Consider the following 14,502-nt stretch of genomic DNA (forward strand, 5'->3'; position numbering starts at 1 on the left):
ACGTCGACTTGCACTCGGTCCCCGCGCGAGTAGCGTCGATCAAGGCGTATGCCACCCATGAAGGAGCGGGCGTATGGGCATGGAACGGTGGATCGGTCAGTGGCCCGTATACCGGCAGCTCACCGGCCCCGACCGGCTTGGCCGGGGCAAGGCGGCTGAGTCCCCGCGCTCGGCAGCTCTCGGACCCCGCACCGACCGCGCGGACCGAGTCGCGGACTCCGTCTGCCCCTATTGCGCCGTGGGCTGCGCACAGCGCGTCTACGTCAAGGACGACCGGGTCATCCAGATCGAGGGCAACCCGGACAGCCCGATCTCGCGCGGCCGGCTGTGCCCGAAGGGATCCGCCAGCAAACAGCTCGTCACCGGCCCGCAGCGTGAGCAGAAGGTCCGCTACCGTCCGCCGTACGCCACCGAGTGGCAGGACCTCGATCTGGACACGGCCATGGACATGGTGGCCGACCGGGTGCTGGACGCCCGCCGCCGGGGTTGGCAGGACACCGACGACTCCGGGAACACACTCCGCCGCACCATGGGCATCGCCAGTCTGGGCGGCGCGACGCTGGACAATGAAGAGAACTACTTGATCAAAAAGCTGTTCACCGCTCTGGGCGCGCTCCAGATCGAGAACCAGGCGCGTATTTGACACTCCGCCACGGTTCCCGGTCTGGGAGCCTCGTTCGGACGCGGCGGCGCCACCGACTACCAGCAGGACCTGATCAACGCCGACTGCATCATCATCATGGGCTCGAACATGGCCGAGGCCCATCCGGTCGGCTTCCAGTGGGTGATGGAGGCCAAGGCACGCGGCGCCAGGGTCATCCACATCGATCCGCGCTTCACCCGGACCAGCGCACTGGCCGACCAGCACGTCACGCTGCGGGTCGGCACCGACATCGCATTCCTCGGCGGCGTCATCAACCACATCCTGTCCAACGACCTCCATTTCAAGGAGTACGTACAGGCGTACACCAACGCCCCGTTCCTGTTGAGCGATCGTTACCAGGACACCGAGGACCTGGACGGACTGTTCAGCGGCTACGACCCGCACACCGCCTCCTACGACCCCTCCAGCTGGATGTACGAGGGCATCGAGGCCGAGGAGCGCCCGGGGAAGCGTCACAAGGAGCAGGCCGCGGCCTACCAGCACGGTGCCGGCGGCCCGGTCATCGAGGGAGGCGCCGGAGACATCGCCGCCGACCCCACGCTGCAGCACCCACGCTGCGTCTTCCAGGTGCTCAAGCGGCACTTCGCCCGCTACACCCCGAAGATGGTCGAGCGCATCTGCGGGGTGCCCCGGGAACGGTTCCTGGACGTGTGCCGGGCCTGGACGGAGAACTCCGGCCGGGAACGCACCGCCGCGCTGGTGTACAGCGTCGGCTGGACCCAGCACTCCGTCGGCGCCCAGTACATCCGGACCGGTTCGATCATCCAGCTGTTGCTGGGCAACATCGGCCGCCCCGGCGGAGGCATCTACGCCCTGCGCGGGCACGCCAGCATCCAGGGCTCCACGGACATCCCGACCCTGTTCAACCTGTTGCCTGGCTACCTGCCGATGCCGGACACCACCCACGAGAACCTGACCGCCTACCTGGACGGCATTCGCCGCCCCGACCAGAAGGGGTTCTGGGGCAACGCCGACGCCTACATGATCTCCCTGCTCAAGGAGTACTGGGGTGAGGCGGCGACAGCGGAGAACGACTACTGCTTCGACTACCTGCCCCGCATCAACGGTGATCACGGCACCTATCGCACCGCCATGGACATGGTCGACGGGAAGGTCTTCGGCTACTTCCTGCTCGGTCAGAATCCCGCGGTCGGGTCCGCGCACGGCCGCCTCCAGCGCCTCGGCATGGCCAACCTCGACTGGCTCGTCGTCCGCGACCTGACCATGATCGAGAGCGCCACGTTCTGGAAGGACGCCCCCGAGGTCGAGACCGGGGAGATCGTCACCGAGCGCTGCCGCACGGAGGTGTTCTTCTTCCCCGCCGCCTCGCACGTGGAGAAGGCCGGTACCTTCACCCAGACCCAGCGGATGCTGCAGTGGCGGGACAAGGCCGTCGAACCAAGCGGCGACCAGCGGTCGGAGCTGTGGTTCTTCCACCACCTCGGCAGGCGCGTCAAGGACGAACTGGCCGGCTCGACCGACGACCGCGACCGGCCCGTGCTCGACCTTGCCTGGGACTACCGCACCGAGGGCGACGAACCGTCCGCGGCGGACGTGCTGCGCCATATCAACGGCATCGACCTGCGGACCGGCCGGACCGTCGGCGGCTACCCCGACCTCAAGGCTGACGGCAGCACGGCCTGCGGCTGCTGGATCTACAGCGGCGTGTACGCCGACGAGACCAACCAGGCCCGGCGCCGCAAATCCCGCTTCGAGCAGGGGCCCTACGACGCCGAGTGGGGCTGGACCTGGCCGCTGAACCGGCGGGTGCTCTACAACCGTGCCTCCGCCGATCCGCAGGGCAGGCCCTGGAGCGAGCGCAAGGCCCTCGTCTGGTGGGACGAGGGCCGCGGGGAGTGGACCGGACACGACACCCCGGACTTCGAGAAGGACAAGCCGCCCCACTACCGGCCTCCCGAGGGCGCATCGGGGCCGCAGGCCCTGAGCGGCGAGGACGCGTTCATCATGATGTCCGACGGGAAGGCGTGGCTGTTCGCGCCCACCGGCCTGGCGGACGGCCCGCTGCCCACCCACTACGAGCCGCACGAGTCGCCCGTGCGCAACCTCCTGTACGGCCAGCAGGCCAACCCCACGAGGAAGGTCTACGGACGCCGCGACAACCCCTCCAACCCGGCTCCCCCCGAGGCGCACGGGGAGGTGTTCCCTTTCGTGCTCACGGCGTCGCGGCTCACCGAGCACCACACCGCCGGGGGCATGAGCCGCCAACTGCCGTACCTGTCGGAGCTGCAGCCCGAGCTGTTCGTCGAGGTATCGCCGGAGCTCGCGGCCGAACGCGGCCTGCGCCACCTGGACTGGGCCCACGTGATCACCAGCCGGACGGCGGTGGAGGCCCGCGTCTTCGTCACCGACCGGATGGCGCCGCTGCGCGTCGAGGACCGGACCGTCCACCAGGTCTGGATGCCCTACCACTGGGGCAGCGCCGGGCTCACCACCGGCGACGTCGTCAACGACCTGATCGGAGTGGTGGCCGACCCGAACGTGCTGATCCAGGAGAGCAAGGTCCTGACCTGCGACATCCGCCCCGGACGACGGCCCAGGGGACCCGCCCTCCTCGAATACGTCCAGGACTACCGCCGCCGGGCCGGGATCACACCGGAAACCGGCACCCGCATCGTGACGACGGGCGGCGACCGCAGGCCGACCCACACCGAACCCCACCGGGCGGAGGATTCCCCATGACGGACGAGCACAGTCTGTACGGGCCCCTCGAGGACCCCGCCGCGGACGCCGGTCACCGCGACCACCCGCCCAGGGTCGGCTTCTTCACCGACACCTCCGTGTGCATCGGCTGCAAGGCGTGCGAAGTCGCCTGCAAGGAGTGGAACGACGTCCCGGACGACGGCCTCGACCTGCTGGGCATGTCCTTCGACAACACCGGCATGCTCGGCGCGAGTTCCTGGCGGCACGTCGCCTTCATCGAGCAGGAACGCCCACTGGGACGACAGGACCCCGGCCTGTCCGGCCTGCCCACCGGGCCCTCGGCCACCGAGCACACGGCCGAGGTGGTCGCGGAGGCCGTGCGGGACGCGCCCCGGGGCGGTGGCGAACTGGGCACCGAGCCCGTCGACCTGGGCTTCCCCTCCTTCGACCTGCCCGGCGCCGGGACCGGCGCGGACACCCGTACCGACTTCCGCTGGCTGATGTCCTCCGACGTGTGCAAGCACTGCACCCACGCCGGATGCCTCGACGTCTGCCCCACCGGAGCGCTCTTCCGCACCGAGTTCGGCACCGTGGTGGTGCAGCCCGACATCTGCAACGGCTGCGGCTACTGCGTGTCCGGCTGTCCCTACGGGGTCATCGACCGGCGGCCCGACGACGGCCGGGCCTGGAAGTGCACCCTGTGCCACGACCGCCTGCGCGGCGGCCTCGAACCCGCCTGCGCCAAGGCCTGCCCGACCGACTCCATCCAGTTCGGGCCGCTCGACGAACTGCGGGAGCGGGCCGACCGGCGACTGGAGCAGTTGCACGAGGCGGGCGTGGGCGAGGCACGGCTGTACGGGCGCGACCCCGAGGACGGAGTGGGCGGCGACGGCGCCTTCTTCCTGCTGCTCGACGAACCGGAGGTCTACGGGCTGCCGCCGGACCCCGTCGTGCCCACGCGTGACCTGCCGTCCATGTGGAAGCACGCCGCGGTGGCGGCCTCCGCTCTGCTCGCGGCCACCGCCGCCGTCTTCGTCAGGGAGGGTCGCCGATGACCGACGACGACGGTCTCCTGCGCGAGCCGCGCAGCGATGCGGGTGCCGCGGACCCGCATGCGCCCACGTTCGGCGCGGGCCGCGACCGACACGACGACCAGGGCGTCGCAGGGGACTCGGAGTTCCGCTCCTATTACGGGCGGCCGGTACTGAAACCGCCGGTGTGGGAGTGGAAGGTGCCGGCCTACCTGTTCACCGGCGGCCTGTCGGCCGGTGCCGCCCTGCTCTCCGCCGGCGCCGACCTGACCGGCCGTCCGGCCCTCTGCCGCGCCGGGCGCCTGGGCGGCTTCGGTGCCCTGCTGGCCAGCAGCTACCTGTTGATCGCAGACCTCGGTCGTCCCGAACGCTTCCACCACATGCTGCGGGTGGCCAAGCCCAGTTCACCGATGTCCGTCGGCACATGGATCCTTGTCGCCTACGGACCCGGCAGCGGCCTGGCCGCCATGACCGAGCTGCTGCCGAGCTCCCTGCGCGCCATGCTGCCCGGCCGCCTGCCGGCTCGGGTCGGCCGCTTGGGAGGTCTGTCCTCGGCCGCGTTCGCCCCCGCTCTGGCGTCCTACACCGCGGTGCTGCTCTCCCAGACGGCTGTGCCGGCCTGGCACGAGGCACGTCGGGAGCTGCCCTTCCTGTTCGCGGGGTCCGCGGCGGCGAGCGGCGCGGGGCTCGGGATGCTGCTGGCCCCCGTGCACGAGGCGGGCCCTGCCCGACAGCTCGCGGCCCTCGGGGCGAGTGCCGAACTCGTCGCCGCCCGCCTGATCGAACACCGGCCGGGCCTGGAGACCAAGGCCTACACCAGAGGCCGGGCCAATCGGCTGCGCCGGGCATCCGAATACCTCACCCTCGCCGGTGCCCTGGCCGCCGTCACCGTCGCCCGCCGCAGCCGCCCCGCCGCTGCCGCCGCCGGGCTCGCCCTGCTGGCCGGCAGCGCCCTTCAGCGGTTCGGCACCTTCGACGCGGGCGTCGCCTCGACCAAGGACCCGGCCTACGTCGTGGTTCCCCAACGCGCACGTCTGAACGCCCGTGGCGGGCAGCACCGGCATGGTGACCAGGCCGAATGACGTCATGCCCGAGGGGATGGTTCGGAGCACGAGGGGACTTCCGGAGTGGTCCGGGCTAGATCGACCAACAGGAAATTATCCACTCCACGCTGATGCAGGTCGGCGAGGACTACGTCCGCGATGTCATCCACGCCTTCAACGAGCGGGGGTTCGACGCGCTGGACCCAAATGGAGCGGGGGACGCCCCAAGACGATCAGTGACCAGGTGCGCGAGCATATCTGCCTGATCGCCCGGACATCCCCCGCCGACTGGAAGATCACCGCGTTCTCCACCTGGAGCCTGAGCAAGCTCGCCGAGCACCTCATCAAGCAGCAGGTGACCGCGGCCATCAGTCGGGAGACCCTGCGCCGGATCCTGCGCGCCGGCAAGGTCTCCTGGAAGACCACCACTACGTGGAAGGCGTCCACCGACTCGGAGTTCATCACCAAGATGCACCGCATCCTGGCGCTCTACGACACCCCGCCGACGGACGGGCGGGTGATATGCGTCGACGAGTTCGGGCCGCCGAACCTGATGCCCCGCAAGGGCAAGGCCTGGGGGCTGGTGAGGCGTCCGCGCAGGCTGCGGGCCACCTACAACCGCTATGGCGGCGTGCGGCACATGCTCGCCGCCCTCGATCTGGCCACCGGCAAGCTGTACGACCGCATCCGCCCGCGCAAGCGCTGGCGCGAGTTCCCTGGCCTGCTCAAGGCCCTGCGTGCGCGCTGGCCTGGGGAGAAGCTGTATGTGGTGCCGCTCATCGTCAACAGTGGCGGTGGCGGTGACAAGGCCCTGACCCACTGGTCCCTGGGGAACAAGCCCGAGCCGCAGGCCGAAGTCATCCGGAAGGCGGCCGATGCCTTCGAGCGGAAGACGGGTATCCACGTCCAGATCCAATGGATCGGCCGCAAGGTCCTCACGAACGTTGGCGCCAATCTGAACGGTGGCCGCCTGCCGGACCTCGTGGATCAGGACGCGACCCAACTCGCCGGCGCCTTCGCGGCGACGGACTCTGACGACGCGGCCTTGCGTTTACGGCCGAGTAGTGGGCAATGCGGACGACCTGACAGCGCTGTGCGCCCGGCGTGGGCTGAGAAGACGGGCGGCCCGTCAGAGCAGTCCGGCCTCGCCGGCCCTGGCGATGGCTTCGACGCGGTTGCGGGCGCCCAGTTTCTGCATCGCGACCTGCAGATAGGTCTTCACCGTGTTGCGCGCGAGGCTCAGCTCCTCCGCGATCTCGGGATTGGTGCGGCCCATGGCGACCTGACGCAGCACGTCGTATTCGCGGCGGGTGATCCCCACCTCCCGTAGCCGCCGACGCAGTTCCGGGCTGTCGGGCGTGGTCAACCGCGGGTCGATCACCCGGCCGCCCGCGGCGACCTGGCGGATCGCCGCCGCGAGGTCGGGTGTCGCGGCGTCCTTGAGCAGGCAGCCACCGGCGCCCCGGGCGAGGGCGGTCTGCACGGCGGCGTGGTCGCCGTACGCGGTGAAGATCAGCACCTGCACCTCCGACACCTCGCGGCGCAGCCGCTCGATCACCTCGGGTGCGAGCATGTCCGGAAGCCGCAGGTCGAGCAGGACGACATCGGGCCGCAGGCTCGCGACCCGCGCGACGGCCTCCGCGCCGGTCCGCGCACTGCCGACGATCACGATCCCGGGGTCGTGCCGCACCAGCAACCCGACGCCGTCACGAACGACGGGGTGATCGTCGACCACCAGCACTCGCACCGGCTGCTGGGCCGTTCCGGAGGCGCTCACAGGCATGGGACCCATGCTCGTACGGTCAGCCCCGCGTCCTCGTTGCTGTTCACCTGCAGGGTCCCGCCGAGCCGCTGCAGCCCGTCCTGCAACGCGGCGAGCCCGATGCCGCGCACTGGCGGGGCGGCCTCGCCCCCGTTCGCAGGCGCGTCGCCCTGGTCCGCCCGGCCCACTCCGTCGTCAGTGATCGCCGCCATCACGCCGCCGTCCGTCGCGGCCAGGCTCACCACCACGGACGACGCCCGGGCGTGCTTCTCGACGTTGAGCAGTGCCTCTCGCACCGCGGCCAGTAGCATGTGACGCCTGGCCGGATCCAGTTCGGGGAGGTCGGTCAGCGTCAGCGCCCGGCTCGCCACCCCGGTGCGGTCCTCGAAGGCCCGGCAGTCGCCGGCCACCGCGGCCGACAGGGAGCGGTCCGGCGGCAGCTCGTTCAGCGCGGCGAGGGACTGGCGCAGTGCCGCCGCCGCCTCGGCGAGCTGCCGCTCCACGGTGCCGAGCCGGTCGGCGAGCGCCGGTTCGGCGGCGTACCCGGCACGCAGGTCGCGTACCTGGGCGCCGATCGTGAACAGCATCGCGCCGACAGAGTCGTGCAGCGCCACCGCGATGCGCCGTCGCTCTGCCGCCGCTTCCGCCTGGCGCTGCTGATCCGCCCGGTCGGCCACGGTGAGAGCGACAGAGGTCGCGTCGGCGATCTCGGACAGGGCAGTGATGGTGCCGTTGCCGAAGTCGGCGTGCTCCCGGCGCGCGACACAGATCACGCCGATCACACGGTCGGCGTGGTGGACCGGTACACCCAGCATCGACTGGACGCCCTCGGCCCCTATCGGTTCGTCGAAGTGGTGCGTGATGCTCCGGGACCGTGCGTAGTTGCGTACGCGGCAGGGCCGGCCCGTCGCCAGGACCTTGCCGCCCAGTCCCAGTCCGCAGGGGATCACCAGGTCGTGCAGGCCCCGAAGGCGGGTGCCCGCCCACGACCGGAACACGGCGCTGCCCTCGTCCTCGACCTGGCCGACCAGGCTGATGTCGGCACCGGCCAGGAGTCGAGCCCGGCGGGCGGCCTCGCGCAGCGCCGCCTTGCGGTCCAGCAGGCCGACCAGATCGGTGTGCTCCCGGGGCAGCCGGCCGAAGAGGCCGACGGGCCGGGGAAGCTGTCCGTCCGCGTGCTGCTGGGGCCGGCTGGGCCGATCGGCTCCTTCGGGTGCATTGGCCGCGCTCATGGACGCAGTGTCCCACCGGCGCGTACCGACGCGCCAACGTCACTTCGGTACGAATACCGGCAAAAATGGGCATTTCGGGTCGCCATCGGGCGCCAGAACTTGATCGACCGCATGGGCCGTTCCCGTGCGCGGCGGTGCCTGGGAGGGGGTCTCCATTTGGAGGTGCCGGGCCGTGGCAAGCCGCCCCATGATGACATCCACCGAAGGGCACCGCCGCGAGCGGCCGTGCTGCTCCGGACCCGGCGACAGCCGGCCCGGAGTGGTCTCCACCATCCGCATGGAGGCCGTAGCGCGGCGGTCCGCCGCTACCCGTACCTGCTCGTCTCTCACGTGGTGAAGCGTCGTAAGACGACGATGCCCAGGTGACGGCATCACATACGCACGCTCGGGCGCGAGAACGGCTGATGAGGATGGCAGGAAAGAGTTCGGTGACGAAGCAGTCCAGGATCAGGAACAGCAAGCTGGCGCGCAGGATCGTCTCCGCTGAGGAAGCGGCCGCGATGATCCCCGCAGACGCCACCATCGGCATGAGCGGCTTCACCGGAGCCGGTTATCCGAAGGCGGTGCCGGGCGCTCTGGCCCGGCGTATCGCCGCCGCCAGGGCGGCGGGCAACCCGATGCGCGTCAGTGTCTGGACGGGCGCATCCACCGCTCCCGAACTCGACGGCGTGCTCGCCGAAACCGACGGGGTCGATCTGAGGCTGCCCTACCAGTCCGACCCGGTGACCCGGGAGAAGATCAACGCCGGCACGATGGAGTACATCGACATCCATCTGTCCCATGTCGCCCAGGCGGCCTGGCGCGGCTTCCTTGGCCCGCTGGATGTGGCCGTGGTCGAGGTCAGCTCCATCACCGAGGAAGGCCACCTCATCCCGTCGTCCTCGGTGGGCAACAACAAGACCTGGACAGACCAGGCCGACAAGGTGATCCTCGAGGTCAACTCCTGGCAGGCGGAGGAGCTCGAGGGGATGCACGATGTCTACTACGGCACGGCGCTTCCCCCCGAGCGAACCCCCATCGCCATCACCAGGCCCGGCGACCGGATCGGCGTTCCCTACCTGAAGTGCCCGGCCGAGAAGGTCATCGCCGTTGTGGAGACCAACGCCCCCGATCGCAACACCCCGTTCAAGTCCCCGGACGAGACCTCCCGCAGGATCGCCGGGCATGTGCTGGACTTCCTGGAAAACGAGGTGAAGCAGGGACGCCTGCCGGAGAACCTGCTACCGCTGCAGTCGGGCGTGGGCAATGTCGCCAACGCGGTGTTCGCCGGCCTGGGGCAGTGGCCGGCCGACGGGCTCACCGCCTACACCGAGGTGATCCAGGACGGCATGCTCGAGCTGATCGACTCCGGCAAGCTGGAGGTCGTCTCGGCCACCGCCTTCTCGTTGAGCTCGGACACGGTCGAGAAGTTCAACGCCCGGGCCAGGGAGTACCGCGACAGGATCGTGCTGCGGCCGCAGGAGATCAGTAACCATCCCGAGGTGGTCCGCAGGCTGGGCTGCCTGGCGATGAACGGCATGATCGAGGCCGACCTCTACGGCAACATCAACTCCACGCACATCATGGGCAGCCGGATGCAGAACGGCATCGGAGGCTCGGGGGACTTCGCCCGCAATGGCCTGATCTCCTTCTTCCTCAGCCCCTCACAGGCCAAGGGCGGAGCGATTTCGGCGATCGTGCCGATGGTGTCCCATGTGGATCACACCGAGCACGACGTGGACGTGATCGTCACCGAACAGGGGCTGGCCGACCTGCGGGGCCTGTCGCCCAAGCAGCGGGCGCGGCAGATCATCGACAAGTGTGCGCACCCGGATTTCCGGCCCGCTTTGGAGGACTACTACCAGCGGGCGCTGGTGTCCTCGCACGGCCGGCACACGCCCCATCTGCTGGACGAGGCCCTGTCCTGGCACGTCCGCTACCTGTCGGGCGGCTCGATGGCTTCGTGATCTTCCCCATGCGCGGAACACTGGCGCTCGACCCGAAGATCGTTTTCGAACGGGGGACGACGACCGGGGACGGCAGCGGTATCGGGCTGCCGCCGGCGAGGCAGCTCAGAGGCGCCGGAGGCCGCCTCACCCTGACCCGGGCCGCGCGGACGACCTTCACATTGCTGCTACCGGTCTCCGGACAGCGGCCGGCACCAAAGGGTAGGGGGACTGCCGGACCCATAGATCGTCTACATTGAAGTAGACGATGGCGCCCGATGCGAGCCGCACGGCGCGCGCCCACGTCGGAAAGGCGCCTCTCCCACGCCCCTGGCCTCGGCCGCACTGGCCGACAACATCCTTGACGCCGACTCGCTCCTGGCCGCCTTCGGCGCACTCGGAATCGCCGTGGTGCTGTTCGCCGAGACCGGCCTGCTGGCGGCGTTCTTCCTGCCGGGCGACCCCCTGCTGTTCACCGCCGGGCTGCTGTGCGTCCCGGGCAACCACAAACCGGTGCACCTGTCGCTGCCACAGGTCCTGACCGCCGCCGTGGCGGGTGCGCTGATCGGCGCACAGACCGGATTCGTCCTCGGTCGCCGCGGCGGCAAGGCCCTGCTGGCCCGCTCCGGCAACGGCCGCCTGCAGGATGGCGCTGCTCGCGCCGAGGAACTGCTCGCCCGCTACGGCCATGCCAAGACCGTCGTCCTCGCGCGGTTAATCCCGGCGGTGCGCACCGTACTCAACCCGCTGGCCGGTGCGCTGGACATGCCGACGCGGACCTTCACCGTCCGGCAGATCGCGGGAGTGTCAACTTAACGGCCCTGTCGCACATTCGGTGGTGACGCAGCGTGCTGCTATCCGAGGAGGATGCGGTGGGGGAGAAGGGTGAAGCCTGCTCGTCCGTGCATCTGGCGCGCGATCCGCCTGGTCTTGGTGTTGACGCCTTCGGTGGGGCCGTTGCTGTGCGGAAGCGTGAGAGCGGCGACCACGGCGTCGCTGTCACGCTCCAGCCCTCGAGTGAAGGCGTGCAGATGAGGCAGATCGACTGCGCGGACCTGGACGATCCAGCGCGAGAGCCCGTCGGCATTTTCTGCGCGAGGAATCAAGAGCTGTGCGAAGTCTCTGATAATGCTGGCCAGTTGGGTCATCTCCGGGCAGGCGCCGGTGAGCTTGGCCAGGAGCTCGTGTTGTTCGGCCTTGAGGTTGCCGGGCCTGGTGAGGAGCATCCGGGCAAGCCGGCGCGGGGAGACGTGGCTGCGCTCGGCGTCTGCGCGGCCTTGGCTGATGTACTACGCGGTCGGCCGACCGGAGCGCAGCCGGCGGTGCCGCCAACAGGGTTGAACGGACCGGCCCGGGCGGCCAGCCGTGGAAGAACCGCGGCCCCCGGCCTGTTGACTTCGGTCATGCGAGCCATCATCACCAACCGCTACGGCGGTCCGGAAACGCTTGAATTCGCGGAGACCGATGACCCCAAGGTCGGCCCGGACCAGGTACTCGTCCGGGTGAAGGCCGTCGGCGTCAACCCTGTCGACTGGAAGATCGTCGCCGGGTACCTCGACCCGATCATGTACGTCCACTTCCCGCTCGTGCCCGGCTGGGACGTCGCAGGCGTCGTGGAGGCCGTCGGCCTGGACACCCCCGAGTTCTCGGTCGGCGACGAGGTCTTCGGCTACGTCCGCAAGGACGAGGTGCAGCACGGCACCTACGCGGAGCTCGTCGCCGCGCCGGTGCGCACCCTCGCGCGCAAGCCCGCCTCGCTGGACGCGAGGCAGGCGGCCGGCGTCCCTCTGGCGGGGCTGACCGCCTTGCAGTCACTGCACCGGGTGGGCGTCAGCAAGGGCGACACGGTCCTGGTGCACGCGGCAGCCGGCGGTGTGGGGTCGTTCGCCGTGCAGATCGCCGTGGCCATGGGAGCCCGCGTGATCGGCACCGCCAGCGAGCGCAATCACGACTACCTGCGCTCCCTGGGCGTCGAACCGGTCACCTACGGGGACGGCCACCGCCTGATCGACCGGGTGCGGCAGCTCGCGCCGGAGGGCGTCGACGCCGCGGTGGACTACGTCGGCGGTGACGCGGTCGCCGCCTCCCAGGACCTGCTGAAGGACCCCAGCCGAATGGCCTCGATCGTCGACCCCGGCGTGACACAGCGGGGCGGCCACCACGTCTGGGTGCGGCCCGACAGCGCGGACCTCGCCGAACTCGCCGAACTCGCCGACGCGGGCAAGCTCAAGGTCCACATCGACCGTGCCCTGCCGCTGGCCGAGGCCGCTGAGGCGTTCCGCCTGAGTCAGAGCGGTAAGACTCGCGGCAAGCTGGTCCTCGAGGTCGGCTAGGGACATCCAGGGCGAAGGCACGCTGTGCGGACTACCGGCGGGCGCCGCGACGATGCCGTCCAGGGGCAACCCGTGCGCCGACCGGAGGGAAGGCACCGCGCTGTCGGTGGCCGGCCCGAAGGACCCGTCGGCGCAAGTTGGGGTGCCCATGACAGTGGACCCGTGCCGGAGGGCCGTAGCCGGGCGCCACGTGGTGGAGATCGGTCGGCGGGTCCGGATGCCGCTGGGGACGACCGTCAGTCCGGCGTCGGCCGGCAGATGCCGACCGGGCGTGCCCGACCTCTTCCCCGCCTGGGTTCTATGCGCGTAACACCTGGATCCCGCCGGTCCAAACACCCCGGGCGGCTCCGGCCAACGATTACACGTTCGACAGTTGATGGGCCTCGTCGACCCGGCCCTGCTCTGCGTCACGCTCACCGTCGTGGCGGTGCTGGGAACGGTCGTGGGGGTGGCGGCACCGGCCATCGGGCGTGCCACCCGGCAGGCGCAGGAATCGGTCGGCGAGATCGGCGCGGCTCTGGAGCGGACCCTCGGGGCGGTGCGCGCGGTCAGGTCGCCGCGGCGCCAGGCGCCGTCGCCGGTGTCCCGATCTTCGTCACCGACCCGCAGACCGCGGAACTCGCCAAGGGCGCGGCGAACACCTTCCTCGGCCTGAAGATCAGCTACATCAACGCCGTCGCCGACATGTGTGAGGCCGCCGGCGGCGACGTCTCCCAGATCGTGGAGATCCTCGGCATCGACCCCGGCATCGGCAGCGGCGGCATGAGACCCGGCATCGGCTACGGCGGCGGCTGCCTGCCCAAGGACGTCCGCGCCTTCACCGCCTCCGCCCGGCAGCTCGGCGCCGGCCAGGCCGCAGCCCTCCTGCGCGCCGCGGAGAAGATCAACGAGAGCCGCACCGACGTTGCCCTGGACCTCATCACCCGCGCCCTCGGCGACCGGCCCATCAAGGGCGCCCGGGTCACCGTGTGGGGCGCGGCGTGACCACTTTGATCATCGGCGGCAGCGGCTTCCTGGGGGCCGAGCTGATCCGCCAGGCGAGAGTGGCCGGGCACCCCACGGCCGCCACGTACCACGCGACCAAGCCTGACGACGCCTCCCAGGCCCTGTGGCCTCGCCTTGATCTGCGGGACGCGGAACGCCTGGACGCCGTCATGGCGGAAGTGAGTCCCCATCTCGTCGTCAACGCATCCAGCCACAAGGCCGACTGGGCAGTTACGGCGGAGGGCCCCATCCGGCTCGCGATGGCCGCGGCGAAGTACGGAAGCCGCCTGGTCCACGTCTCCAGCGATGCAGTGTTCTCCGGCGCCCAAGTCCACTACGACGAGACCTGCCTCCCTGACCCCGTCACCCCGTACGGGGCAGCGAAGGCGGCGGCGGAGACCGGAGTTCTCACCGCGGACCCGGAGGCAGTTGTCGCCCGCACGTCGCTGATCATCGGCCACGGGCGTTCCGTACATGAGCGCGCCGTGCACGAACTCGCCGCCGGCACCCGTGACGGCGTCCTGTTCACCGACGACATCCGCTGCCCAGTGCACATCGAAGACTTGGCCGCCGCCCTTTTGGAGCTGGCCTCGTGCGACGCGTCCGGCATCCATCATCTTGCAGGGCCCGATGCCCTCAGTCGTCACGAGCTCGGCATTCTCATCGCCAGGCGCGACGGTCTCGACGCCTCCCGGCTGCCCACGGGGCTGCGAGCCCACAGCACACTGCCCGGCGCCCTCGACGTGCGCCTCGACAGCCAGACGACCCAACGGAAACTGAACACCACACTGCGCGGTGCTCGCCAGTTTTGCATCGCACCGGTGACCGCCCAGCCCGTTGTCCCATGAGCCAGCGGCCCCCCAGCAG

At 70.2% G+C, this 14,502-nt stretch carries 9 protein-coding genes and 3 pseudogenes; 9 read left to right on the top strand and 3 right to left on the bottom strand.

All coding sequences use genetic code 11. From position 1 onward, the window contains the following. Positions 1-73: 73 nt before the first annotated feature. The 4 genes and pseudogenes from fdh to ABZ876_RS36810 all read left to right on the top strand — a co-directional run. A complete protein-coding gene (gene fdh / locus ABZ876_RS36795) occupies positions 74-3,364 on the top strand; it encodes a formate dehydrogenase (RefSeq protein ID WP_361790007.1) in 3,291 nt (1,096 codons plus the stop codon). Continuing rightward, a complete protein-coding gene (locus tag ABZ876_RS36800; protein ID WP_361790010.1) occupies positions 3,361-4,380 on the top strand; it encodes a 4Fe-4S dicluster domain-containing protein in 1,020 nt (339 codons plus the stop codon). The genes fdh and ABZ876_RS36800 overlap by 4 nt, the downstream gene beginning before the upstream one ends. Continuing rightward, the gene (gene nrfD / locus ABZ876_RS36805) at positions 4,377-5,438 is read left to right on the top strand and encodes an NrfD/PsrC family molybdoenzyme membrane anchor subunit (protein WP_361790013.1); all 1,062 of its coding nucleotides are present in this window, start codon (positions 4,377-4,379) and stop codon (positions 5,436-5,438) included. The genes ABZ876_RS36800 and nrfD overlap by 4 nt, the downstream gene beginning before the upstream one ends. 16 nt (positions 5,439-5,454) lie before the next feature. Then, a pseudogene (locus ABZ876_RS36810) lies at positions 5,455-5,736 on the top strand (hypothetical protein); the annotation flags it as partial. Positions 5,737-6,528: 792 nt separating this feature from the next. Here the strand turns inward: ABZ876_RS36810 and ABZ876_RS36815 are convergent. Together ABZ876_RS36815 and ABZ876_RS36820 are read right to left on the bottom strand one after the other, a co-directional pair. Then, positions 6,529-7,182 carry a response regulator transcription factor gene (locus ABZ876_RS36815; RefSeq protein ID WP_361790016.1) on the bottom strand — a complete coding sequence of 218 codons (654 nt, stop codon included), beginning with the start codon at positions 7,180-7,182 and terminating at the stop codon, positions 6,529-6,531. Further along, positions 7,173-8,393: a GAF domain-containing protein gene (locus ABZ876_RS36820; protein ID WP_361790018.1), complete on the bottom strand. Its 1,221-nt coding sequence runs from the start codon at positions 8,391-8,393 to the stop codon at positions 7,173-7,175. Before ABZ876_RS36820 ends, ABZ876_RS36815 begins: the two co-directional genes overlap by 10 nt. Before the next feature lie 428 nt (positions 8,394-8,821). Here ABZ876_RS36820 and ABZ876_RS36825 point away from each other — a divergent pair, with 428 nt between their 5' ends. Next, entirely contained in the window at positions 8,822-10,339 is a 1,518-nt protein-coding gene (locus ABZ876_RS36825) for an acetyl-CoA hydrolase/transferase family protein (RefSeq protein ID WP_361790021.1), read from the top strand. A gap of 309 nt (positions 10,340-10,648) precedes the next feature. Continuing rightward, a pseudogene (locus tag ABZ876_RS36830) lies at positions 10,649-11,122 on the top strand (DedA family protein); the annotation flags it as partial. A gap of 50 nt (positions 11,123-11,172) precedes the next feature. Here the strand turns inward: ABZ876_RS36830 and ABZ876_RS36835 are convergent. Next, a pseudogene (locus ABZ876_RS36835) lies at positions 11,173-11,607 on the bottom strand (transposase); the annotation flags it as partial. 114 nt (positions 11,608-11,721) lie between these two features. Here ABZ876_RS36835 and ABZ876_RS36840 point away from each other — a divergent pair. The 3 genes from ABZ876_RS36840 (at position 11,722) to ABZ876_RS36850 (ending at position 14,483) form a co-directional block, all read left to right on the top strand. Next, positions 11,722-12,651 carry an NADP-dependent oxidoreductase gene (locus ABZ876_RS36840; protein WP_361790024.1) on the top strand — a complete coding sequence of 310 codons (930 nt, stop codon included), beginning with the start codon at positions 11,722-11,724 and terminating at the stop codon, positions 12,649-12,651. 300 nt (positions 12,652-12,951) lie between these two features. After that, positions 12,952-13,635, top strand: a complete 684-nt coding sequence (locus ABZ876_RS36845; RefSeq protein ID WP_361790027.1) for a hypothetical protein — start codon at positions 12,952-12,954, stop codon at positions 13,633-13,635. Then, positions 13,632-14,483, top strand: a complete 852-nt coding sequence (locus tag ABZ876_RS36850; protein ID WP_361790030.1) for a sugar nucleotide-binding protein — start codon at positions 13,632-13,634, stop codon at positions 14,481-14,483. The genes ABZ876_RS36845 and ABZ876_RS36850 overlap by 4 nt, the downstream gene beginning before the upstream one ends. The last annotated feature ends 19 nt before the right edge of the window (positions 14,484-14,502 follow it).

The organism is Streptomyces sp. NPDC046931 (assembly GCF_040644655.1).
In the GTDB taxonomy this organism is placed as follows: domain Bacteria; phylum Actinomycetota; class Actinomycetes; order Streptomycetales; family Streptomycetaceae; genus Streptomyces.

Bases quoted from the DNA above. Each gene is read 5' to 3' on its own strand.
- ABZ876_RS36800 (WP_361790010.1), top strand. From the start codon at position 3,361: ATGACGGACGAGCACAGTCTGTACGGGCCCCTCGAGGACCCCGCCGCG.
- ABZ876_RS36815 (WP_361790016.1), bottom strand. From the start codon at position 7,182: ATGCCTGTGAGCGCCTCCGGAACGGCCCAGCAGCCGGTGCGAGTGCTG.
- ABZ876_RS36820 (WP_361790018.1), bottom strand. From the start codon at position 8,393: ATGAGCGCGGCCAATGCACCCGAAGGAGCCGATCGGCCCAGCCGGCCC.
- nrfD (WP_361790013.1), top strand. From the start codon at position 4,377: ATGACCGACGACGACGGTCTCCTGCGCGAGCCGCGCAGCGATGCGGGT.
- ABZ876_RS36845 (WP_361790027.1), top strand. From the start codon at position 12,952: ATGCGCGTAACACCTGGATCCCGCCGGTCCAAACACCCCGGGCGGCTC.
- ABZ876_RS36840 (WP_361790024.1), top strand. From the start codon at position 11,722: ATGCGAGCCATCATCACCAACCGCTACGGCGGTCCGGAAACGCTTGAA.